The 22,153-nt window shown below is 48.6% G+C and carries 19 protein-coding genes; 7 read left to right on the top strand and 12 right to left on the bottom strand.

Annotated elements, in window-relative coordinates:
- Positions 1-144: 144 nt before the first annotated feature.
- The 6 genes from OGV98_RS15780 to rclA form a co-directional block, all read right to left on the bottom strand.
- Positions 145-912 carry a putative bifunctional diguanylate cyclase/phosphodiesterase gene (locus OGV98_RS15780; protein ID WP_032948757.1) on the bottom strand — a complete coding sequence of 256 codons (768 nt, stop codon included), beginning with the start codon at positions 910-912 and terminating at the stop codon, positions 145-147.
- 100 nt (positions 913-1,012) lie between these two features.
- On the bottom strand, positions 1,013-1,594 hold the full coding sequence (locus OGV98_RS15775) for a helix-turn-helix domain-containing protein (protein ID WP_008319941.1): 582 nt from the start codon (positions 1,592-1,594) through the stop codon (positions 1,013-1,015).
- Positions 1,595-1,615: 21 nt separating this feature from the next.
- Entirely contained in the window at positions 1,616-2,311 is a 696-nt protein-coding gene (locus tag OGV98_RS15770; protein ID WP_054528169.1) for a flagellar brake protein, read from the bottom strand.
- A 577-nt stretch (positions 2,312-2,888) separates the two neighbouring features.
- Positions 2,889-3,449, bottom strand: coding sequence for a reactive chlorine resistance membrane protein RclC (gene rclC / locus OGV98_RS15765; RefSeq protein ID WP_016149749.1), 561 nt, complete (start codon positions 3,447-3,449; stop codon positions 2,889-2,891).
- 11 nt (positions 3,450-3,460) lie between these two features.
- Positions 3,461-3,691, bottom strand: a complete 231-nt coding sequence (gene rclB / locus OGV98_RS15760) for a reactive chlorine resistance periplasmic protein RclB (protein ID WP_003021959.1) — start codon at positions 3,689-3,691, stop codon at positions 3,461-3,463.
- Positions 3,692-3,861: 170 nt separating this feature from the next.
- Positions 3,862-5,187: a reactive chlorine resistance oxidoreductase RclA gene (gene rclA / locus OGV98_RS15755; protein ID WP_003847475.1), complete on the bottom strand. Its 1,326-nt coding sequence runs from the start codon at positions 5,185-5,187 to the stop codon at positions 3,862-3,864.
- Between the two features lie 236 nt (positions 5,188-5,423).
- Here rclA and rclR point away from each other — a divergent pair, with 236 nt between their 5' ends.
- A complete protein-coding gene (gene rclR / locus OGV98_RS15750; protein ID WP_044699470.1) occupies positions 5,424-6,278 on the top strand; it encodes a reactive chlorine-specific transcriptional regulator RclR in 855 nt (284 codons plus the stop codon).
- 51 nt (positions 6,279-6,329) lie between these two features.
- On the opposite strand, the gene OGV98_RS15745 is transcribed toward rclR, so the two are convergent.
- The 4 genes from OGV98_RS15745 to OGV98_RS15730 form a co-directional block, all read right to left on the bottom strand.
- The gene (locus OGV98_RS15745; RefSeq protein ID WP_202580699.1) at positions 6,330-9,473 is read right to left on the bottom strand and encodes a CusA/CzcA family heavy metal efflux RND transporter; all 3,144 of its coding nucleotides are present in this window, start codon (positions 9,471-9,473) and stop codon (positions 6,330-6,332) included.
- A gap of 11 nt (positions 9,474-9,484) precedes the next feature.
- Complete coding sequence (locus OGV98_RS15740) at positions 9,485-10,777, bottom strand: efflux RND transporter periplasmic adaptor subunit (protein ID WP_202580700.1); 1,293 nt, start codon at positions 10,775-10,777, stop codon at positions 9,485-9,487.
- Between the two features lie 76 nt (positions 10,778-10,853).
- Positions 10,854-11,201 (bottom strand): cation efflux system protein CusF, encoded by a 348-nt coding sequence (cusF, locus tag OGV98_RS15735; RefSeq protein WP_003835715.1) that lies wholly within the window; start codon positions 11,199-11,201, stop codon positions 10,854-10,856.
- Between the two features lie 32 nt (positions 11,202-11,233).
- A complete protein-coding gene (locus OGV98_RS15730; protein WP_048216720.1) occupies positions 11,234-12,616 on the bottom strand; it encodes an efflux transporter outer membrane subunit in 1,383 nt (460 codons plus the stop codon).
- Positions 12,617-12,811: 195 nt separating this feature from the next.
- Here OGV98_RS15730 and cusR point away from each other — a divergent pair, with 195 nt between their 5' ends.
- From cusR to OGV98_RS15705, 5 genes are all read left to right on the top strand, one after another.
- Complete coding sequence (cusR, locus tag OGV98_RS15725) at positions 12,812-13,495, top strand: copper response regulator transcription factor CusR (protein WP_003021940.1); 684 nt, start codon at positions 12,812-12,814, stop codon at positions 13,493-13,495.
- Complete coding sequence (locus OGV98_RS15720; RefSeq protein WP_003835722.1) at positions 13,485-14,936, top strand: Cu(+)/Ag(+) sensor histidine kinase; 1,452 nt, start codon at positions 13,485-13,487, stop codon at positions 14,934-14,936. Before cusR ends, OGV98_RS15720 begins: the two co-directional genes overlap by 11 nt.
- A 125-nt stretch (positions 14,937-15,061) precedes the next feature.
- Entirely contained in the window at positions 15,062-15,388 is a 327-nt protein-coding gene (locus OGV98_RS15715) for a PcoE/SilE family metal-binding protein (protein WP_003847480.1), read from the top strand.
- A 372-nt stretch (positions 15,389-15,760) separates the two neighbouring features.
- Complete coding sequence (locus tag OGV98_RS15710) at positions 15,761-16,267, top strand: hypothetical protein (RefSeq protein WP_016149744.1); 507 nt, start codon at positions 15,761-15,763, stop codon at positions 16,265-16,267.
- An 83-nt stretch (positions 16,268-16,350) separates the two neighbouring features.
- A complete protein-coding gene (locus OGV98_RS15705) occupies positions 16,351-17,154 on the top strand; it encodes an MBL fold metallo-hydrolase (protein WP_003847482.1) in 804 nt (267 codons plus the stop codon).
- Between the two features lie 72 nt (positions 17,155-17,226).
- On the opposite strand, the gene OGV98_RS15700 is transcribed toward OGV98_RS15705, so the two are convergent.
- Both OGV98_RS15700 and OGV98_RS15695 read right to left on the bottom strand, forming a co-directional pair.
- Positions 17,227-19,671: a trimethylamine-N-oxide reductase 2 gene (locus tag OGV98_RS15700; RefSeq protein ID WP_003021928.1), complete on the bottom strand. Its 2,445-nt coding sequence runs from the start codon at positions 19,669-19,671 to the stop codon at positions 17,227-17,229.
- Between the two features lie 20 nt (positions 19,672-19,691).
- A complete protein-coding gene (locus OGV98_RS15695) occupies positions 19,692-20,786 on the bottom strand; it encodes a NapC/NirT family cytochrome c (RefSeq protein WP_003835730.1) in 1,095 nt (364 codons plus the stop codon).
- Positions 20,787-21,314: 528 nt separating this feature from the next.
- Between OGV98_RS15695 and uspF the strand changes: the two genes are divergently transcribed.
- A complete protein-coding gene (gene uspF / locus OGV98_RS15690) occupies positions 21,315-21,743 on the top strand; it encodes a universal stress protein UspF (protein ID WP_003835732.1) in 429 nt (142 codons plus the stop codon).
- The last annotated feature ends 410 nt before the right edge of the window (positions 21,744-22,153 follow it).

The raw sequence follows: 22,153 nt of genomic DNA, 5'->3' as shown, positions 1-22,153 counted from the left end.
AACTCGCCAGCCTCCTGTTCAGCAGGGGGCTTTTTTTTGCTTATCAGTATTACAGGGGTGACTGATGCGCGACGCTTATCAGGCCTACAGACTTACCAGCAACGTGGAACAATCAAGGGATTGGGAAACGTAAATACGGAAGGATTAACGATTATATTGCGCTAAGAGTGAAGGGATCTCTTGTGCCTGCACCGGGGGAGAAATGAAAAAGCCTTGAATTTTGTCACAACCAATCTGCATCAACCGGTCCAGTTGGGACTGGGTTTCCACCCCTTCGGCAAGAACTTCGATACCAAAATTATGCGCCAGTGAAATAATACCCTCAACAATCTTTGTCGATCGGGTGTCGGGTTCAATGCCAGTGACAAATTCTTTATCAATTTTTAAGGTATCAAAAGGATATTTCAACAGGTAATTAAGATTAGCATGACCGGTTCCAAAATCATCAAGCGCAAGCTTGACCCCTATCGCCTTTAATTCCGTCATATTTTTAGCCGCAATCTGACTGTCGTACAGCGGTGACGTTTCGGTGACCTCTATTTGGCATCGATGGACCGGCAATCCGGAGGTGGCAAGATTTTGTCTGACGCGTTGGGGTAACAGAGGATCGCAGAATTCAAGCGCGGAAATATTGACGGATAATACAATGGGGTCAGGCCAGGAAGTTGCAACATCCCACGGAGAGTGAGTAACCATATCTTCAATTGAAATAATATTGCCGCTATCTTCCAGTAACGTAATAAAAACATCGGGAGAGATCATACCCATCTGAGGACTATTCCAACGCATTAATGCTTCAAATCCGCTTATACACTGGGCATGTAAATTGAAAATAGGCTGATAAACCATATAAAGTTGACTGGTATTCAAAGCCTTTTCAAGCGCAGTTAGCACCTCATTGGAATTAAACATTCCCCTCTCCCTCTACAAATCATAACATTAAAAACCAGTCAAAATCACTCCCGAATTGTATCTACTATTAGGTGTATTACATCAGAAAAGAATGGTCAGGTTAGGGTAAAAAAGACATACGATGGGTAAATCTGACAATTAACTTATTTAAATCAGAGGTATTGGTCAGGCCAAGCTTGGCGACGACTCTCATCTTATGTGCCTGAATCGTTTTATAGTTCAGGCTAACTAACTCAGAAATTTCTTTGGCTGTATAACCACTTACCAGTAAGTTCAGGATCTGCTGCTCTCTTTCGGTTAATCTTTTCTGCGAACGATACAGTCGGGGGTTCCATTTCCCGACTGATAATGTCGCCAATTGACCAAAATCACGCAATGAAGATTTTTCAGTCAAAACTATTATTTTTTCGACATATAATAACTCTACGCATAATTTCGCCACCAAACTATCAGCAACAATCACCACGACGTTATTATAAAATTTGAATCGGTTTTTATTCAAAAACTGAACAATGTCCGAACACGCATGTTCATTATCGATGATATTAAAAACCATGGTTTGATGCTGGCATAATGATGACTGATGCAACATATCCTCAAACTGGAATGTTTGTATCGGTACATGTTTGCTGGTGAGGTAGGCAAACATACCATTGCCCACAAAATTATCACTGCCACACATCAACATCCTGTTCACCGTTCCTTATAAGCTTCTAATCTTGTTACTCATTAAAAATTTAATAATAATTTTCTCGACTTCAGTCTCTTCACGACGATTTTTAAAATCAAACTCACACGAGATCTGATGACAGGAATACAACTGGTTATCCTCATCAAACTCATTGATCAGGACGACATCGATCACTTTTAAGTCCAGTTGTAAACTGCCAAATGTATCGAAATCCAGAGATGCATTTTTAATCACCGCATCTTTATAAAGAAAACGGGCGTTTACATCTTGAACGATTAACGCACAACCACCCTGCGAGATATTTTTAATCTTGAAAGAGTAGTTTTCTCCATTTTTGTAACGACCAAAACAGAAAAAGTCATACCCCTTCATGAAGGAAAAACGCTGATTTTGTCTCTGCTGGGCAAAGAAAATCAAATCCGGTATGAGGTAGGATAATCCTACTTCTGCACCTGCTGATGGGGTTTGCTCGAATCTGGCACTAAATTTCACAATCCCGCTTTCGCTGTGCAGGATAAAGTATTGGACCTTTTCAGGAACAATGTCTTCGTGCCAGGAGATAACAAACCGCTCGAAATCAACCTTCTCTAACTGCGTGATAACGCTACTGTTTTCACATAACACTTCCAGTTTCGTTTTCTTGTGCAGCTCTTCACGAAGGGTAGCTATGATTTCAAACTTATCTTCCTTTGCTAATCCAAAGCTCATTCTAAAACCCTTATTTCCATATTTAAGATATGTCCCGCGTTTGGTTACTCACAAAACGCGAGATCAGCATCCACCCCTGGTGCTTAATTACCATAGTGGATTCCATGTCGAACAGTTGATTAAAAATTAAGTTTTTAACTATCTTTAGCCATTTATTGATACGTAAAAACATTTAATCAAAGTTAATTCTAGCTGAAGTCATGCCTAAAACCATGCGAACGTGTTGTTTAATTATAACAAAAGTGAATAACAATCTTTTTTAAAGTGTCATTTTGAGATAACAAATAGCAAGAATTGCACAGAAAAAAACAGAGAAAAATGAATGGGTTTTGATGGAGGAACTACGCAATATGCGAACTGGTGCGCTATCGAAAGAAGAAAGAAGATGCTTACTTCACTATATTATTAATCAGTAATATAAGTCCGACTGGTTATTGTGGCAAAGCGAATCATTGTATTTCATGTATAACATAAATTTCCCTTAGGGCAGAAAAAAGGCCAGCGTCCTGCTGGCCCGGTAATTACCGAATCGAACTATAGTGGCTTACTGTCTTGCAGAGGGTACAACGTTAAAAATTCAATACTTTTGCTTAATAATTGATCGGGAAGAATCCGCGATGATCATCACCGCTCCCGCCAACATTAACGTATCTTTTAACACCAACCGTCCAGCGCCTGACAAGTACGGAAATCCGTGGTGTAAATCACCCAGCGGCATCACCCATGCTTCTGGTGTGGTTATTAAAAATGATAAAGTTACAATTGGTGTGGCAAATGCCAGAACGCCGCCAATTAATCCCAGCCAACGGCTAACAGGATTAGCCAGCACCAGCAAAGCGATAAGAACTTCGACTACGCCCAGGCCATTTGAGAACGTATACGTGTTATTCGCCGTCTGCCATTCACGCTCCTGCGGTTTGAATTCACCTTCGTGGGTTAAATGTTGTTTGTATTCTTCTGGATGCTCATAAAAAAATGACATTACCGGACTATTGGCGACAAACGGCGTAATGCTGTCGGCTTCGTAAGGTACAAATTTTAATAACCCAATCCAGATAAAAACAATCGCGATACTCAGGCGAATCAAGGTTAATCCAACCCTATCACCTTTGCCCAATATACGAAGATATTTTTCCATTCCAGCTCTCCTCACTTGTACAAAATTGCCGTTGCGTGAGTGCTGCTATCAATACGCATTGAGGTAATTTTCCAGGAAGTCGCTTTCTTTTCCTGTGCCAGTTTCGCAATGGCATCTTCCACCACGGAAGGAGTGCCAGACACAGCTGATACGCTAACGTGGGCAACCTCGGTTTGCGCTAACACGGAAAATGTCACCGGAGCAGTCAGTAATGCAGTCATTAGTAACGTAGTTTTAAACATGTTCATTTCTATTCCCATTAACAAGTTATTTCAGTGGAAATATAATAAAACATGTCACTTTATTTTATTTCATCCGTAACGCCAAAATAACTGTCAATTAGTATCAGGAAGTATAAAAACAAATAAAAAAGCCCCACACGGGTGGGGCAAATATGTAGACTACGCTATTATTATTTAATGAGAGAAAAGAGATCGTTTAGTGATTCGCTCATGCTTGGATGGGTAAATATTTGGTCACGCAATGTGGTATAAGGTAACCCCGCATCCATAACCGTCTTGATGATATTAATCATTTCATGAGAATCCACGCACAGCAGCGACACACCTAATATTTGTTTCGTTTCGCTATCCACCACCGCTTTAAGTACGCCACGGGTATCATTCATCACCCGCGCACGCGGGATAGCCGCTACCGGCAACGTCACGACCTGCACCGCCGCACCACTGGCACGAGCCTGTTCTTCAGTCATTCCGACGCGGGAAAGCGGGGGCGTCATAAAGACGGAATATGGTACATTTTGACGATCACCCGTGTTACGTACCCCCTCGCCTAGCAGGTTGTCGCGCACAATACGGAAGTCATCCAGCGAGATATAGGTAAATTGTAATCCACCAGTGACATCGCCCATTGCCCATATGTTATCTGCCGAGGTACGTAGATATTTATTTACAATAATGGCACCACGGTCGTTTACATCTACACCCGCATTCTGCAGCTGCAGATTTTCAGTCGCCGGTTTGCGACCCGATGCCACCAGCAGCACATCCACCGTCTGGGTACCTTCCGGCATGTGCAGCTGTACTGCACCATCGTGAGAGGAGACAGACTGCACGTTGGCATTGAGGATCAGCTCAACGCCCTGGTCGCGTAAAATGTTGGCGATAGTGTCAGCAATATCCCGGTCTTCACGAGGCAAAAACTGCGGAGCTGCTTCATAAATAGTGACTTTGCTACCAAAGTTGGCAAACATCGATGCGAATTCAACGCCGATATACCCACCGCCCAAAATGCCCAGACGCTCGGGACGTTGCGTCAAATTCAACAACCCGGTGCTGTCAAATACGCCAGGCGTCGTGGTTAATCCCTCAACGTTCGGAATCGTTGACTGGGCACCAGTATTAATAAAGATTTTCTCGCCGCTCAGTTCAACCTCACCTGTTGGCTGTACGACCCGCACTGTATGGTTATCAATGAATTCAGCACGACCTTCAATCACATCCACGTTTTCCAGATCGGCAAGATTGTGGAAGTTTTTATCGCGCAGAAAACTGACAACGGAGGTCTTGCGCTGCATCGCTGCGGCAAAGTCATGCTGAAGTTCAGCATCGTGTACCAGGGTTTTGGTGGGAATGCAGCCGATATTGATGCATGTCCCACCATACATGGTGTTTGACTGTTCAATAATCGCTACCCGCCAACCCGTTTTGGCCAGTGTTGCCGCCAGCGTTTTACCCGCTTTACCAAATCCGATAACAATCGCCTGATACTGATTCATGCTGTCTCTCCGCCATGTCACTGTTCGTTTGTTGAACTGAATTATAGGTTTAGCGATGCACGAACAATGTATCCATAACGCGCCAATTACTGTCAGATCGTCTAAAAAACCACTCTTCCCCTTCCACTCAACTTATTGAGAAATTAAACTAATACCATAAAATTATTAATAAAATTATGTGTAATAGCATTGTTTTCATCTCAATTAGCATTAGCAAAAACTGCCCAGGAGTCTTCATGGACGCACTTAGCCGATTACTTATGCTTAACGACCCGCAGGGCTCGATTGATCAAAACTGCCTGTTGAGCAGGGACTGGCAACTGCCGCATGCGGCGGGTGAACTGTCCGTTATTCGCTGGCATACGGTAACCCAGGGATTCGCTCAACTGGATATGCCTGACGGAACATCTTCCACATTACGCCCTGGAACAATAGTCATTCTGCCGCAAAACTCCGCGCATCGTCTGTGCCAGACAGGGGAAGAACAAACGCATATTGTCTGCGGGAGCCTGCGATTACAGGCATCTTCACGCTATTTTTTAACCGCGCTTCCGGAAGTATTATTACTGGCGCCTGAGGAGAACAGCCCCGTCAGCCATTGGCTGAAGGCCATGATTACGCTAATGCAGGAGGAATACATCAACGACCTGCCTGGCTCCAGCATCGTTTGCAGCCAGCAATGCGCTACGCTGTTCGCGTTAACCGTTCGCGAGTGGCTCGCCCAGTCGACACCCGCTAAAAATGTGCTGAATTTACTGCTGCACCCCAGGCTTGGAGCCGTTGTATTCATGATGCTGGAGTCACCGGCTTTTGCCTGGACCGTCGAAGAACTGGCAAAACGTGCACATATGTCGCGGGCCAGCTTCGCACAGCTATTCCGTGAAGTATCAAACTCCACGCCGCTGGCGGTGTTAACCGCGCTGCGCCTGCAGTTCGCCGCCCAGATGCTATCGCGCGGTACACAGCCGTTAATCGTTATTGCCGAGTCGGTGGGTTACGCCAGCGAATCGTCGTTTCATAAAGTCTTTTTACGGGAATTTGGCTGCACGCCGGGCGAGTACCGCAAACGCGTGAAAGCGTTGGCGGCATAACGCAACGCCTGCTTCGGCAGTAAAACCGAGGCAGACGAGCGCTTCAGGGCATTACTTTTGGTGGCGATGCCTGTGCAGCCACATCAGCTTATAAGCGGCCGGAATAATGAACAGTGAGAGCAATGGTGCGGTGATCATGCCGCCAATCATCGGCGCGGCTATGCGGCTCATGACTTCTGAGCCAGCTCCCGTCCCCCACAAGATAGGTAACAGACCCGCAATAATCACCGCCACGGTCATCGCTTTCGGGCGCACGCGCAGCACAGCACCGTGATATAACGCTTCATCCAGCTTATCCGCCGCAAAGGTTTGCGGATTTTCCAGCGCGGGGTCGGCTTCAATAGCGTGGCGCAAGTACATCAGCATCACCACGCCAAACTCCGCAGCAACACCGGCCAGGGCGATAAATCCGGTTCCGGTTGCAACCGACATATGGAACCCCATCCAGTAAAGGAACCAGATGCCGCCCACCAGCGCAAAAGGCACACTGGTGATAATCAGCAGCGCTTCACCAAAGCGACGGAAGGCCAGATAAAGCAGAACGAAGATTATCATCAGCGTCATCGGCACCATCAGTTTGAGCTTATGACTGGCGCGCTCAAGCAGCTCGAACTGCCCGGAAAACGCCACGCTGGTCCCCGGTTTTAACTGTACGTTTTCAGCGATCGCTTTTTTCAGATCGTTCACCACTGAGACCATGTCACGATCGCGGGCGTCGATGTAAATCCAGCTGGTTGGTCGCGCATCTTCGGTTTTCAGCATCGAAGGCCCCGAAACCACCGTCACATCGGCGACATCCGCCAGCGTGATTTGCTGTTTCATGGGCGTCAGAATGGGCAGATTACGCAGCGCTTCCGGGCTATCACGATAGCTCTGCGCATAGCGAAGGTTAATCGGATAACGTGCAATCCCTTCCACCGTTTCGCCGACCATTGCGCCTCCGACCGCAGAGGTGACAAACAGTTGCACCGCGCCGACGGTCATCCCGTACCGGGCCGCTTTCTCCCGATTAATATCCACATTGATATAGCGCCCCCCGACCAGGCGCTCAGCCAGCGCCGAAGAGACGCCCGGCACGGTTCTGGCCACCTCTTCAATTTGCTCCGCCGTGGCGTCGATATCTGCCAGAACGTTACCTGACACCTTAATGCCAATTGGGCTTTTGATCCCCGTAGAGAGCATGTCGATACGGTTACGAATCGGCGGAACCCACAGATTCGCTAGTCCCGGCAAGCGTACGGTTTTATCGAGCTCGGCAATGATTTTGTCCATCGTCATCCCCGGACGCCACTGGTCCTGCGGCTTCAGTTGGATCGTCGTTTCAACCATTTCCAGCGGTGCAGAGTCTGTTGCGGTTTCTGCCTTACCGGTTTTACCAAACACGCGCGCCACTTCCGGAACGGTCATGATCAGCTTGTCGGTTTTTTGCAGCATGTCCGCTGCCTGTGCCGCTGAGATCCCCGGCAATGTCGAAGGCATATACAGCAGGTCACCTTCGTTAATCTGCGGTAGGAATTCACCACCGACTTTATTCAGCGGGTAGATAACCGTCAGTATTGAAAGCACCGCCACCAGAATGGTGGTCTTGGGCCAGTGCAATACCTTCAGCAATAGCGGATGGTAAATACGGATCAGGAAACGGTTAAGCGGGTTGCTGCTTTCTGCAGGTATTTTTCCGCGGATCCAGAATCCCATCAGGATTGGAATAACCACGATGGCCAGAAACGCCGCACCTGCCATGGCATACGTTTTGGTGAACGCCAGCGGCCCGAACAGTCGCCCCTCTTGCCCCTCAAGCGTGAAAATAGGGATAAACGACAATGTGATAATCAGCAGGCTGATGAACAATGCCGGGCCGACTTCTACCGAGGCGTCAGTAATAACCTTCCAGCGCGTTGCGTTATCCAGCTTTTCATGCGGATGCTGATGCCCCCACTCTTCCAGCCGCTTATGGGCGTTTTCAATCATCACGATGGCGGCATCGACCATCGCCCCGACGGCAATGGCAATGCCCCCCAGCGACATGATATTGGCGTTCAGCCCCTGGAAATGCATCACGATGAACGCGATACACAGCCCCAGCGGCAGGGAAATAATCGCCACCAGCGCAGAACGCAGATGCCACAGGAACAATGCACACACCAGCGCAACAACGATAAACTCTTCCAGCAGCTTGTAGCTCAGGTTATCAATGGCGCGGTCAATGAGCTGACTGCGATCGTATGTTGTAACTATTTCTACGCCTTCCGGCAGGCTACTTTTCAGCGTATCGAGCTTGGCTTTAACCGCGGAGATCACCTCACGCGCATTTTTACCGGACCGCAGAATAACCACCCCGCCCGCCACTTCGCCTTCGCCATTCAGTTCGGCGATCCCACGGCGCATTTCCGGCCCAATCTGTACGCGCGCCACATCGCGCAGGTAAACAGGTACACCGTCGGCCCCTGTTTTCAGGACGATGTTATTGAAATCATCAAGAGTTTGCAGATATCCACTGGCGCGGACCATATATTCCGCTTCAGCCATCTCAACAGATGAGCCGCCCGCTTCCTGATTCGACGTATCCAGCGCTGATTTCACGTCCGCCAGACTGATGCCATATTGCGTCAGCTTCATCGGATCAATAACGACCTGATACTGTTTAACCACGCCGCCTACCGAGGCGACTTCCGCCACGTTGGGAATCGTTTTTAACTCATACTTTAAAAACCAGTCCTGAAGAGAACGTAATTCCGCCAGATCGTGTTTCCCGCTGCGATCCACCAGCGCGTACTCAAATATCCAGCCGACACCCGTGGCGTCCGGTCCCATTTCCGCGCTAACGCCCGCCGGCAATTTTCCCTGAACCTGGTTGAGGTACTCCAGTACGCGCGAGCGCGCCCAGTAAGGATCGGTACCATCTTCGAAAATGACGTACACGTAGGAATCGCCAAACTGCGAGAAACCACGCACAGTTTTCGCGCCCGGTACCGACAGCATGGTAGTGGTCAGCGGGTAGGTCACCTGATTTTCAACAATTTGCGGCGCCTGACCCGGATAGCTGGTTTTGACGATCACCTGAACATCAGAGAGATCGGGCAGCGCATCAACCGGGGTATTGATGATGGTCCAGGTTCCCCAAATACTGAGAGACAGCGCCCCCATCATCACCAGAAAACGGTTTGCCACCGAGCGGCGGATAATCCATTCAATCATTTATCATATCCTCAGTGTGAATGGGTCGCCTGGGCTGGCATGGCGGCTGCGTCTTGCGTCTTACTGTTCTGGGCGCGCATACGGTCCAGTGCGCCAGAGATATTCGCTTCGGAATCAATCAGGAACAGACCGCTGGAAACCACTTTTTCGCCTTCGGTCAGGCCGGAGCGGATAGCCGTCAGTCCTTGAGATTCATGGAATACCGCAACCTGTTTCGGCACAAATCGGCCTTCGTTATCAACGGTGATTACCCGCTGCTCGGTACCCGTATTAATTAGCGCTTTAGACGGGATCAGCAGCATTGGCTCGCTTTGTGTTTTCAGTTGCAGGTAAGCATTCATCCCGGGCTTGAGCGCCTCGTCAGGATTATCGACCTGTAAACGGAGCTGGAGCGTACGCGTGGTAGCATCAACGCTGGGTAAGATACTCCACTTGCTGATGGTGAAAGGCTTATCCGGCCAGGCGGGCACGGTGATGGTAAATTGCGAGGCATCTTTAATCAGCCAGGCGATAGATTCCGGGACCGACGCGCTGACCCATACCGGGTCCATACCCTGAATTTTCGCGACCACATTGTCTTTGGAAATGTTCATACCAGTACGCAAATCGAATGCGGTGATCACCCCATCAATAGGCGCTTTCAGGGTAAAGCGGGTCTGAATTTTACGCGTCGATTTTAAACGCTGAATATCCGCTTCAGGCATTCCAGCCAGACGTAATCTCTCCAGAATTCCTTCCACCTGCGTCGCGCTGCCGCCAGTTTCCCGCAGCAATAAATATTCGCTCTGCGCCTCAACCCAATCGGGGATAGTCAGGTCGATCAGCGGCGCGCCTTGCTTAATTTTGTCCCCCACGGTCAGTGGGTAAACCTTCTCGATAAAGCCCGCTGCGCGTGCCTGGACAATAACAAACTGGTATTCGTTATAACTAACGTTGGCCGGGAAAGTTTGCGCGTAGTGCAGTGGTCCACGACGCACTGGCTCTGTTTTCAGCCCCAAGTTCTGGGTTTGTGTAGGATCGATGCGCACGCCTGGTGATGACGCGTTCGCGGTCTCTTCATCGGCATATTTCGGGATCAGATCCATATCCATAAATGGCGATTTACCCGGTTTTTCAAAACGCGTGTTTGGGTACATGGGGTCGTACCAGAACAACACTTTTCTGGCTTCTTTTGGCGAAGCCTGCCCGGTTTCAGCCGTTGCTTTTGCGGATGAATAATAAGTATAAATACCGACAGAAATAACCCCACCGGCAATCATGCCAGCAAGAATAAGCGCGGTATTTTTAATATTTAAAGACGCCATAGTGATTTCCATTGCGCGATAGTCTCACCCGCGTTCGCAAAAACCCGGGCAAGAATAAAAGAGACCAACGAGAACGTTATTTACTGATGTGAATATCGCGTAACACAGAGAGATTTCCCTGCTGAACAAACGTAAACGCGACCTTATCGCCTGGCTTAATATCATCAGCCTTCGTATCGGCAACCCGTGTAAAACGCATCGTCATGGCTGGCCAGTTCACCGCAGGAATAGGATCATGCTTGATCGTAATCTTTTTACTTCCCATATCAACAGCTTCAATCACCCCGGTAGCGCTAATGAGTTGTTCCTGTTGAGCCGCTGGCTGCATATTCATCATCTCACCATGCTGATGCTCATTGGCCTGAGCGTTAAACATGATCATAGAGAAAAGACTAAACAGCACAGCTTTGGCGGTCGTATTCATAATTGATGCTCCTGAAAGATTAATATTAAGGATTACTCCACCCAACCGCCGCCTAAGGCAGCAAACAGCTTAATTTCATTAACCTGTTGGGCGTAATTAAGATCGAGCAGCGATTGCCGCGTAGCGAATAAAGAACGTTCTGCGTCTAATACTTCGATATAGCTAACTGCACCATTCTGATAAAGCGCTCTGGCGCGTTGTAGTGTGATTTGCAATGAATCCAGATAACGCTGCTGCCCGCTAATTTGATCGGCAATGCTTTGGCGCAACACCAGTGCATCCGCCACTTCTTTAAACGCGTTCTGAATTTTTTGTTCGTAATTCACTACCGACTGTTGCTGGCGAATTTCTGCCAGGTCGAGATTGGACTGATTACGTCCGGCGTTAAATATTGGAATATCTATTTTGGGGACAAAATTCCACATGCCGCTGGCGGCATTAAATAAACTGGAAAGATCGCTGCTGCTACTGGACACGGAACTGGTTAACGTTATAGACGGAAAAAATGCCGCCCGCGCAGCACCGATATTGGCATTTGCCGCCAATAATCCGTGCTCAGCTTCCATAATATCCGGGCGCTGCAACAGTATTTGCGACGAGAGCGATGGCGGCAGCGTTACCGGTTTAATATCCCCACGGCTGCGCGCGTGGTCATCGGGTAATTTCCCGTATGTACCCAGCAACAACTGCAGCGCGTTATTGGCCTGCGCCAGATCACCTTTACGCTTGGCAATTTCGCTACGCGTACTTTCGATCACACCGCGCGCTTGTTCCAACGCCAGTACGTTGGTGCTACCGGTTACCAGTTGCTTCTCTACAAAAGCGTAAGAGCGCTGGTAGTTTTGCAGCGTTTCTTCAGCAACTTGCAACTGCGCGTAAGCCAGACGCTGATTAAAATAACTTTGCGACACGTTGGAGATTAATGAGATGTGCACCGCCCGACGCGCTTCTTCGCTGGCAAAGAAATTCTGTCGCTCAGCTTCACTCATATTTTTTAGCCGCCCAAAGAAATCCAGGTCGAAACTAAGATTGAGTCCAGCTTCGAATTCACGATCGGTGCTGCTATCACCTTTTAATTTACCGCTGTAAGTACCACTGGAGCCTGCCGTGAGTTGCGGGTAGCGGTCGGCGTCCGTGACGCCATATTGCGCTCTCGCTTCCTGAACTTTTAGCACAGCCATACGTAAATCGCGGTTATTAACCAATGCCTCGCCAATCAGCGCCTTTACCTGGGAGTCAACGAAGAAGCTCCGCCAGCCCGTGTCCTGATATTCACCAGGAGCCGCTACCAGGGCATTCTGTTTTAAAGAAAATTGCTGCGGCACCGGCAAAGCCGGGCGCTGATAGTCCGGCGCCAATGAACAACCGGCGAGCACGAATATAGCGCTGAGGGTAAGAAGCTTAAATTTGCTCATAGTTCTTCTCGTCCTGACCGGACTGATGTCCCTAAAATGTGTAGGAATTTATAGTGCAGTACTTTAACCAAGTGACTCTGTTTAACCGGTGACAGGAAAATGACAAAACTGTCATTTTCCCAATAACCGATTGCTATCCGATCCCGCTTCCCTAGAATTGAAAGTCCGCACAACCCGTGCGTGAAGGAGAATGCGATGAAGGTTTTGATAGTCGAAGATGAGAAAAAAACCGGTGAATACCTGACGAAAGGCCTGACGGAAGCGGGTTTTGTCGTGGATTTAGCGGATAACGGCCTGAACGGGTATCACCTGGCGATGACCGGCGATTACGACCTGCTCATACTCGACATCATGCTGCCGGATGTAAACGGCTGGGATATCGTGCGGATGCTGCGTTCCGCCAACAAAGGAATGCCCATTCTTCTCCTCACCGCACTGGGTACCATTGAACATCGGGTTAAAGGTCTGGAATTGGGTGCTGATGATTACCTGGTTAAACCGTTTGCCTTCGCCGAACTGCTGGCACGGGTCAGAACGCTGTTGCGTCGAGGCGCGGCGGTGATTGTCGAAAGCCAGTTTCAGGTCGCGGATTTAATGGTCGATCTGGTCAGCAGAAAAGTTACCCGCAGCGGTACGCGCATCACTCTGACCAGCAAAGAGTTTACGCTGCTTGAGTTTTTCCTGCGCCATCAGGGGGAAGTTTTACCCCGCTCGCTGATCGCCTCCCAGGTCTGGGATATGAATTTTGACAGCGATACTAATGCCATCGATGTCGCCGTTAAGCGTCTGCGCGCCAAAATTGATAACGATTATGAGCCGAAACTGATTCAGACCGTGCGCGGCGTGGGATATATGCTTGAGGTTCCTGATGGCCAGTAAACGATGGCGGCGCCCTTTTTCACTGGCGACACGACTAACCTTTTTTATCAGTCTGGCGACAATTGCGTCATTTTTCGCCTTTGCATGGATAATGATCCACTCCGTGAAAGTCCACTTCGCCGAGCAGGACATCAATGATTTACAAGAGATTAGCACCACGCTGGAGCGGATTATTAACCAACCTAACGAGCCAGAATCACGCCGACTGGAAACGCTAAAAAATGTGGTGGCGGGTTACTCGAACGTCATTATTTCTCTGGTAGATAGCAACCAGAAGGCCATTTTTCATTCGCCCAATGCGCCGGATCTTCGGCAATTTATCGCCAGCGCAAGGCCGGATAAAAATGCTCATGCCAGCGACGTTTTTATTATCTCAGGCCCTACACTGCAAACCTCCAGACATATCCACGGACAGAAAACATCGTCTAACTGGCGAATGATTCGTCTGCCAGTAGGAAAGCTTGCCGATGGAAAACCAGCATATACGCTGTATCTGGCGTTATCGATCGATTTTCACCTGCACTATATTAACGATCTGAAAAACAAGTTAATTATGACGGCTTCGTTGATTAGCATCATGATTGTTTTTATCGTGCTGTTCGCCGTATACAAAGGCCATGAACCGATCCGTAATGTTAGTCGTCGCATCCAAAATATCACCTCGAAAGATCTCGATGTCCGTCTCGATCCGCAGGCTGTGCCTATTGAACTGGAACAACTGGTTAGTTCGTTTAATCACATGCTCGAACGCATCGAGGACGTATTTAAACGTCAGTCGAACTTCTCGGCGGATATTGCCCATGAGATCCGCACGCCAATAACTAACCTCGTCACCCAAACGGAAATTGCGCTCAGCCAGACCCGCACCCAAAAAGAACTGGAAGATGTGCTGTATTCCAATCTCGAAGAGTTTGGCCGTATGTCGAAAATGGTGAGTGATATGCTGTTTCTGGCGCAGGCAGATAACAATCAGCTGATCCCAGAAAAAAAAGCGCTCAATCTGGCTGATGAGGTCGGTAAAGTGTTCGACTTTTTCGAAGCCTGGGCAGAGGAGCGTGAGGTTGGTTTACGGTTTGAAGGACGCGCATGCTGGGTTTCAGGCGACCCATTAATGTTACGCCGGGCAATGAGTAACCTGCTGTCAAATGCCATGCGCTATACGCCAAAAGGTGAGTCGGTAACCGTGCGGGTGAAAGAGGCGGATGGTCTGGTCCAGATAGTCGTTGAGAATCCCGGCCCCCCCATTCCCCCGCAACATCTTCCGCGACTCTTTGACCGCTTTTATCGCGTGGACCCTTCACGGCAGCGTAAAGGCGAAGGCAGCGGTATTGGTCTGGCGATTGTGAAATCGATTGTGATTGCCCATCACGGAAAAGTCTCGGTAACTTCCGATCCTTATGTCACTCGCTTTATTCTGACGCTTCCCAAGCACGCGATGTAATTTATGGTGATGACGCTTATACCTGTCATCACCTATTCTCTGACACAACCGTCATAATCCTGTCACGCCACTGACAGTCCCCATTAATTATACTTTCTTCCGTAAACCCAAACAGGAGAAATATGATGAATAAGATGTCCTCTTTTTTAGCTATCGCGTTTTTTATTTCAGTTGGCGTTAATGCGGCAGAAACACCTAAAATGCATCAACAGGCCGCAATGGCTCATGAAATGATGAATAACAGTCATGCCTCTGCACATCAACAAATGGCGCAGACACACGCCTCACAGGCAAATAATTCATCGTCAACACCAACCAATGCGCAATCATTTTCACAAATGAATGAACATGAAAAAGCAATGGTTGTTCACCAATCAGTAAATAACGGCCATTCATTTGCTCATGAGATACAGGCCGAGCAGCACCGCGCACAGATCTCCACTCAAGGGTAAAGACGAGCTGTATTGACGACAATATCCATAAATACGCTAAGTTTGAATATTGTGGACTACTCTCCCCGTGCAGGCCTGTTTATATACAAGCCTGCATCCTTGTTCATCGTTAATGTCAACATTAATAATTCATTAAATCTTCCATTAAAAAGTAAAAACCTTTTAACTCTTTATTCAGATTGTATAAAAATCGTAAATCAACTACTTATTATGTTGCGTATCACAACATTTATCACCTCACCCTAATTATAAATTAGGATTCCCCCTGGTATGCGTCGTTAATATTTAATGGGAGACTGCCATCGTCGTAAAAATGACAGCCAAAAAGTTCGTGTTCCTATAAATAAACTTAATGATGATAGTGAGTGAAAAATGAATAAACGTCTGCTGACCCTCCTGGTCCTTGGTCTGACAACGGCCACAACGGCATATGCAATTACCCCGGCAATGCAGAAAAAATATGAACGTTCAGGTTGTACGCAAATGAGCGAACTCAATGGTTGTGATGTGAACAAATCCTATCAGTGGAACCACGATCATGGCTTTATCGAGAGCGATAACAGCCAGCAAAATCGTCATCATCGCCATGGTGAAGAGCAGCAAAATACCACAGGCCGGGATAACCACGATAATGCGGGTATTGATGGTAAATTCAGCGGAAATTACGTGGCCAAATTTGCCAATGGTCAACGCAGCGTTGATATTCACGTCGAAGATTCCGGCGTTTACGTCAATGGTAAGGAAGTGCGTGACGTAAATACCTATAAGGATACGATGACCTTCCGCGTCGGTTATGCCACTTACACCATTAAAACAAATGGTCGCGGTAGCTGGAATGACAGCGATGCAGGAAACGCTGGCAAAATTGTGCGTGAATAACAGATACCGCTAAAGAGCGCTGCGATCACAGCACCCTCAAAAGCCATGCATTACAGTATGCCGTTTTAATACTGGAGTCAGACATGGCTTTGACCCTCACGGTGCTGCTTGAAAACCGACGTGCTGCTGGCGCTGGAAAAACATTACTGGCAAAGCCTGGATTAAGTCTGTTAGTTCAGGATGAAACGACCACAATATTGTTTGATACCGGGCCGGATGGCAGCTTCATGCATAACGCTGCACAAATGGGCGTGGACCTGACGCACTTAACCGCCGTGGTGCTGTCGCACGGCCATTACGATCACTGCGGCGGCGTGCCGTGGCTTGCGGATAACAGCCGTATCATTTGCCATCCCCAAATAGCCTGTGAACGATACGCCTCAGTTACGGTTGCGGGAACACCACGAAAAATTAAAAAACTCTCGCGTGATAACAACTACTCTCGATTCATCATGGAATACACCCGCGAGCCGCTGGCTATCAGCGATCGCTTTTTGTGGTCCGGGGAAATTAGCGTCCCCACGCTACAATCCTATGGTGTGATTAGCGAAAAAACACTCCAACCAGATTACATCAGTGACGAAGGCGTGTTGATCTATAAATCTGAACGCGGGTTAGTCATCATTACTGGTTGCGGGCATCGGGGAATAGAGAACATCGTACGCCATTGCCAGAAAATCACAGGGGTTAACCAAATTTATGCCCTGGTCGGTGGGTTTCATTTACGTGCTGCCTCCCCCGCTAAGCTATGGCGGACCCGACAATTTATTAAGCAACAACAACCCGAAAAACTACTCGGCTGTCATTGCACTGGTTCATGGGGTCGATTGTGGCTACCGGGAACTGACGCACCGGCAACGGGAGATGTGATTGAACTGGCTGAGTAACAACAGTAAAACGTTGCCCAAACAGTAATAAAAAACGGGAGCCTTACGGCCCCCGTTTATCAGCCATCATCATTACATGGTGACAATTGCTGGCTCATCAAAGACGGTGAGTTTTGGCGCTTCACCGGTGAATTTTTCTGCATATACAAGGCTGGTATTCCCCGCACAGCCATTCGCCAGCCGTGAGGTTGGGATATCCGCCGTCAGCACGTTCGCGCCGCCATTTTTACAGATACCGTTTTCAATATCCGGCCATGCGCCTTCATGGATACAGATGATTCCCGGTTTGATACCGTCGCTGACGTGTGCCCCCACCAGAACCTGTCCGCGAGCATTCCATACACGAACCAGATCGCCCTCGACAATCCCTCTGGCTTTCGCGTCATCCGGATGAATCGTCACCGGTTCACGATTGGCAATCGCGTATTCTTTACGCAGCGACGCGTAGTTCAGCTGGCTATGCAGACGATGTGCCGGGTGCGCCGTCAGTAGCTGCAGCTGATCTTTATCCGCAGTTCCTTTCCATTCATCCGGTTCAATCCAGGACGCATGCGGCGGACAGTCTTTATACTGATAGCCTTCAATCGTTTTCGAGTAGATTTCTATCTTGCCGCTCGGCGTTCCCAGCGCATTCATCACCGGATCGCTGCGGAAATCCGCGTAGCGCACATATTTGTTATTCTTTTCATTCTCACGCATTTCGATCAGTTTATTCTGCTGCCAGAACGCGTTGAACTGAGGCATGGCGACACGCTGGGCGCGGGCGGCTTTTTGCGCGACGTCATAGAACTGCTTCAGCCACGCCATTTCGTCTTTGCCTTCGGTGTAGACCGCCTTACCACCCGGCTTGAGCATCTCAGCCAGATCGGCAAATACGTCAAAATCACTACGCGCTTCAAACTGCGGCGCGATGACCTGCTTCATAGGCACCAGATGCTGGTTACTGTAATCACCGGTCATGGTCAGATCATTACGCTCAAACGAGGTGGTGATTGGCAGAACGATATCGGCGTGTTTGGCCGCTGCGGTCCAGTAACACTCAGAGATGACAACCAGTTCAGGCTTCTGCCAGGCTTTGATTAAGCGGTTGGTATCCTGATGATGGGTAAAGTTAGCGCCACCCGCCCACCAGATCATTTTGATATCCGGGAAGGTTTGCTCTTTACCGTTATGCTGATATTTGCCGCCTGGGTTTTCCAGCGCCTCGACAATTCGCGCTACCGGCAGGCTGGTCACCGCATCGGAAACCGCCCAGTCGTTGCCAGCAGATGATCCCCCCTCAATTTTGGCGGAAATTGCTGGCAATACCCCACCGGTGCGTGTTGGGTTACCGCCGTTAGAATAGTGATAAGAGAACCCGAAACCACCGCCTTCGGTACCAATTTGCCCCAGCATCGCCGCCAGAGTCACCAGCATCCAGTGTTTTTGCTCACCGTATTGCTGACGCTGAATCCCCCAGCCTGCCATGAGCATGGTTTTGTTGCTGGAGAAAATTTCCGCCAGCTTTTCCAGTTGCTCAGCAGGCACGCCACACACGCCAGATGCCCACTCGGCGGTTTTCTCAATTTTGTCGCTCTTGCCGAGCAGGTACTCTTCAAACTGCGGATATCCGGTGGTGTATTTTTCCAGGAAGGCTTTGTCGTGAAGATTTTTCTTCACCAGCGTGTGGGCGATCCCTAACATCATCGCCACATCGGTCCCCATATGTGGCGCAATCCAGGTCGCATTATCACCAAAGAACTCGATGGTTTCAGAACGCATCGGATCGATGGCGATGACGCTTTTCCCTGATTTTTTCAGCAGATTAAAGTATTCAATCCCCTGTTCATCCGTGCTGCTCCAGGCAATTTTGAGGGTATTGAGCGGGTTCATCCCCCACAGCACCACGACCTGACTGTGCTCTAGCACCATCGGCCAGGTGGTTTGCTGCTCATAGACTTCAACCGATCCCACAACGTAAGGCATGATCACCTGCGCGGCCCCGGTTGAATAATCTCCGGTATGACCGGCGTAGCCACCGGCCATGCTCATATAGCGTTGCAGTAGGGTTTGCGCCTTATGCAGAACGCCACTGGAGCGCCAGCCATAGGAACCGGCAAATATTGAGGACGGGCCATAGCTGCTACGGATCCGGCTATGCTGCTCGTGAATGAGCTTCAGCGCTTGTTCCCAACTCACACGCACGAAAGGATCGTTACCACGTTTACCATCCGCTTTACCCGGGTTTTCCAGATAGCTTTTGCGCACCATCGGATACTTAACGCGGATATTGGTATGAACCTGATCCGGCGCGGTTTGCTGTAATGAGTTCGGCACCGTTTTCGGCAACGCACCTTTTGAGGAAACCACTTTGCCGTCTTTTACTTCCACGTATACCGCACCCCAACGTGCTGCCGTCAGGATTGCCCCGCCATTCTGGCCTTCGGCCCAGGCCGGCATTGGGATCACCGAAGAAATCGCCATTGTCCCGGTTGCCGCGCCAGCCGTCTTGATAAAGTCACGTCTTGTGAGTTTCATGATTTCTCCTGATTTATCGCTTATTTGTTCATGTCTTTCGCGTTGTACTGGAAGTAACGGCTCAGGATATCCAGTTCGTTTTCACTGATATTGGTACGAGCACCCATCCCTTTTGCCACAGAAGGCCAGGCGTTGAGCGTGAAATGATTCGCCGGAATTGGCGCATGACAACCCGCGCAGTACACATTGTCGAGTTTGCGTGCGTAATCCCACATGGGTTCGCGGCTAGCGAGAGCGGAACCGCTCCATTCACCCTGCAGCACGACATCTCGCCACGCATTGCCGTAGTCATCTTTTTTCCAGTCGGAGAGGATCTTCAGCGACTGCTGACCTTTTTCACTCAGGCTGGCAAGAATCAAACGCTGCCCTGCTGCGTAGTAAATAACCTGTTCACTTCCTTGCATCTGGCTACCGCGAATCTCGACCAGTCGTGCGTTGTCCGTTGTTTTCAGAACCTGCATTTTTGTTGCCGGGTAAACGGTTCCCAGATCGCCAAGCGCGGTATTGCTTACGGCATAAAGCTCAGTTGCCGAGGCTGGAGTAGAGGCTGACTGCGCTTCAAGCCCTTTAAGCGCACTGTCATCCATTTTTATTTCAGGTGGGAAATGGGCGACGCCTTTATGGCAATCAATACAGGTTTGCTTTTCCGCGATGCCCATTTTGTGCATCTTCTGGGCATCCGCGCTTTGTGCAGCAAGATCCATGGCGTCCATACTGTGGCAGCTACGGCAGGTCGCAGAATCACTCGCCTTGAGCTGTGCCCAGACGGTTTGCGCCATCTCCAGACGATGTTCTTCAAATTTTTCCGGGGTATCGATTTTTTTGGTTATGAACTGGTGATAAACATCTTTTGAGGCCCGCAGCTTAGCCACCAGATAATCCAGCCCGCCCTCCGGGATATGACAGTCCGCGCACTCTGCGCGAATGCCTTTCTGATTCTGGAAGTGAACCGAGCCGGTATATTCCTCGTAAGGTGCCTGCATCGTATGGCACGACAAACAAAATTCCGTGCTCGAGGTTTTGTGCAATGTCCATTGCCCTGCCAAAACAATAACTGCACCAAGAACAATGCACAGCAGCATCGTCCATATGATAGTTTTATTTATTTTTCTCATCTTATATTTCCATCAGACGAATACCCTTTTAGAGGTAGACAATAAATATACTAAAGCAGCTACTTATTGATATTCATCAAGCGAAGAGAGAAATAAGAATCAGCCAACGGGTAAGTTTGAAGGGGCTCGCATAATTAATGAGAACGAAATGTAAATATCAAATTTCGTTTAAAATTAGAGTTTTAAACCAAACATAAAGTTTGATTAACTATTAATCACACAAACATCAGAATAAAAGTTTGATAACGATTAAAAGCTGCTGAAATTAATCCTTTGGTGACAATCGTTATATAATTAAATATATAATGAAAACACATAAAAAAGAACCCTTTTCTGTTTTTTGATTACACGTATTAATGAAGATATCTGTCTTACAATTTTGCTCACATATACATATACGGCCAGACATGCGACACACACATTTCATTGACGCACACTTATGCACGTAACCTTGATCTGGTCACTTATTATACAAAGACAACTTTCGCTACACTCAGAGTAGAGGTAAACAAACAGGAGGTAGTGAATATGTATCGCTCAATTCTGGTGCCCATTGATATCTCTGAAACCGATTTGACTCGCCATGTTGTTCCACAGGTTCAGGCGCATGCCAAAACCGCGAAGGTTCACTTTTTAGCCGTTATTCCTACCGTTCCGTTCTATGCCTCGCTGGGGCTGGCCTACTCTACCGAATTTCCGGACAGGAGTGGTCTGCAGGCCAAGGCCAGCGAAAAACTCGAAGAGATTATTAAGCAGTTCAATATTCCTGCAGGCAGGAGTCAAACTCATGTCGTTTACGGCCCGCCAAAGGATCAGATCCTCAAACTGGCGGAATCAGTAGACGCCGAGCTTATTGTCATCGCCTCACATAAACCCGGTTTTAGCACTTATCTGCTGGGTTCAACGGCAGCAGCCGTGGTACGCCACGCGAAATGTCCGGTGCTGGTTGTACGGTGATAGGGTTAAAACGGGAGCGAATGTGCTAATGCCATTCAGTTCACGAAGATGAAAGACCATGGAAATAACTGGGAGTGGAACAACCATAGCGAGGTCATCGCTTCAACGCCCTAATTTCCAGTTAAATCTGTTTTGCAGTTCAGCGATTTTCAAATAAAAGCGCAGGAGGTCAAGTGTGGACTGGTCCGGCTGAAAATTGCCGACGTGTTTCCGTAAGGCCGGGAGAACCCACAGGGATGCGGGTTCAGGGCGCGTTTTACAGGGACGTTGCCTCGCGCCCGGCCCGGTAGCCTGAAGGAATAAGCGGAGGGTATTGCGCAGCAACAATTTTCCCGCCGGGAGCCGGGATTGTTAAGGGTACGGCGATAGTACCCTTAACACGTTCACAGACAGTATCGTTTCAGAGAAGT

It is taken from the genome of Citrobacter sp. Cf136 (genome assembly GCF_030333815.1).
Lineage (GTDB): Bacteria > Pseudomonadota > Gammaproteobacteria > Enterobacterales > Enterobacteriaceae > Citrobacter > Citrobacter freundii.
Note: the sequence above shows the minus strand (reverse complement) of the source record. Positions and strands in the feature narration are given on the sequence as shown.

What these genes read in the sequence shown, in the direction of transcription:
- OGV98_RS15780 (WP_032948757.1), bottom strand. Translation starts at nt 912, where the DNA reads ATGTTTAATTCCAATGAGGTGCTAACTGCGCTTGAAAAGGCTTTGAAT.
- cusF (WP_003835715.1), bottom strand. Translation starts at nt 11,201, where the DNA reads ATGAATACGACCGCCAAAGCTGTGCTGTTTAGTCTTTTCTCTATGATC.
- OGV98_RS15710 (WP_016149744.1), top strand. Translation starts at nt 15,761, where the DNA reads ATGAATAAACGTCTGCTGACCCTCCTGGTCCTTGGTCTGACAACGGCC.
- OGV98_RS15715 (WP_003847480.1), top strand. Translation starts at nt 15,062, where the DNA reads ATGAATAAGATGTCCTCTTTTTTAGCTATCGCGTTTTTTATTTCAGTT.
- OGV98_RS15730 (WP_048216720.1), bottom strand. Translation starts at nt 12,616, where the DNA reads ATGAGCAAATTTAAGCTTCTTACCCTCAGCGCTATATTCGTGCTCGCC.
- OGV98_RS15705 (WP_003847482.1), top strand. Translation starts at nt 16,351, where the DNA reads ATGGCTTTGACCCTCACGGTGCTGCTTGAAAACCGACGTGCTGCTGGC.
- OGV98_RS15770 (WP_054528169.1), bottom strand. Translation starts at nt 2,311, where the DNA reads ATGAGCTTTGGATTAGCAAAGGAAGATAAGTTTGAAATCATAGCTACC.
- OGV98_RS15740 (WP_202580700.1), bottom strand. Translation starts at nt 10,777, where the DNA reads ATGGCGTCTTTAAATATTAAAAATACCGCGCTTATTCTTGCTGGCATG.
- OGV98_RS15775 (WP_008319941.1), bottom strand. Translation starts at nt 1,594, where the DNA reads ATGTGTGGCAGTGATAATTTTGTGGGCAATGGTATGTTTGCCTACCTC.
- rclA (WP_003847475.1), bottom strand. Translation starts at nt 5,187, where the DNA reads ATGAATCAGTATCAGGCGATTGTTATCGGATTTGGTAAAGCGGGTAAA.
- rclC (WP_016149749.1), bottom strand. Translation starts at nt 3,449, where the DNA reads ATGGAAAAATATCTTCGTATATTGGGCAAAGGTGATAGGGTTGGATTA.
- OGV98_RS15720 (WP_003835722.1), top strand. Translation starts at nt 13,485, where the DNA reads ATGGCCAGTAAACGATGGCGGCGCCCTTTTTCACTGGCGACACGACTA.
- uspF (WP_003835732.1), top strand. Translation starts at nt 21,315, where the DNA reads ATGTATCGCTCAATTCTGGTGCCCATTGATATCTCTGAAACCGATTTG.
- OGV98_RS15745 (WP_202580699.1), bottom strand. Translation starts at nt 9,473, where the DNA reads ATGATTGAATGGATTATCCGCCGCTCGGTGGCAAACCGTTTTCTGGTG.
- rclB (WP_003021959.1), bottom strand. Translation starts at nt 3,691, where the DNA reads ATGTTTAAAACTACGTTACTAATGACTGCATTACTGACTGCTCCGGTG.
- OGV98_RS15700 (WP_003021928.1), bottom strand. Translation starts at nt 19,671, where the DNA reads ATGAAACTCACAAGACGTGACTTTATCAAGACGGCTGGCGCGGCAACC.
- OGV98_RS15695 (WP_003835730.1), bottom strand. Translation starts at nt 20,786, where the DNA reads ATGAGAAAAATAAATAAAACTATCATATGGACGATGCTGCTGTGCATT.
- rclR (WP_044699470.1), top strand. Translation starts at nt 5,424, where the DNA reads ATGGACGCACTTAGCCGATTACTTATGCTTAACGACCCGCAGGGCTCG.
- cusR (WP_003021940.1), top strand. Translation starts at nt 12,812, where the DNA reads ATGAAGGTTTTGATAGTCGAAGATGAGAAAAAAACCGGTGAATACCTG.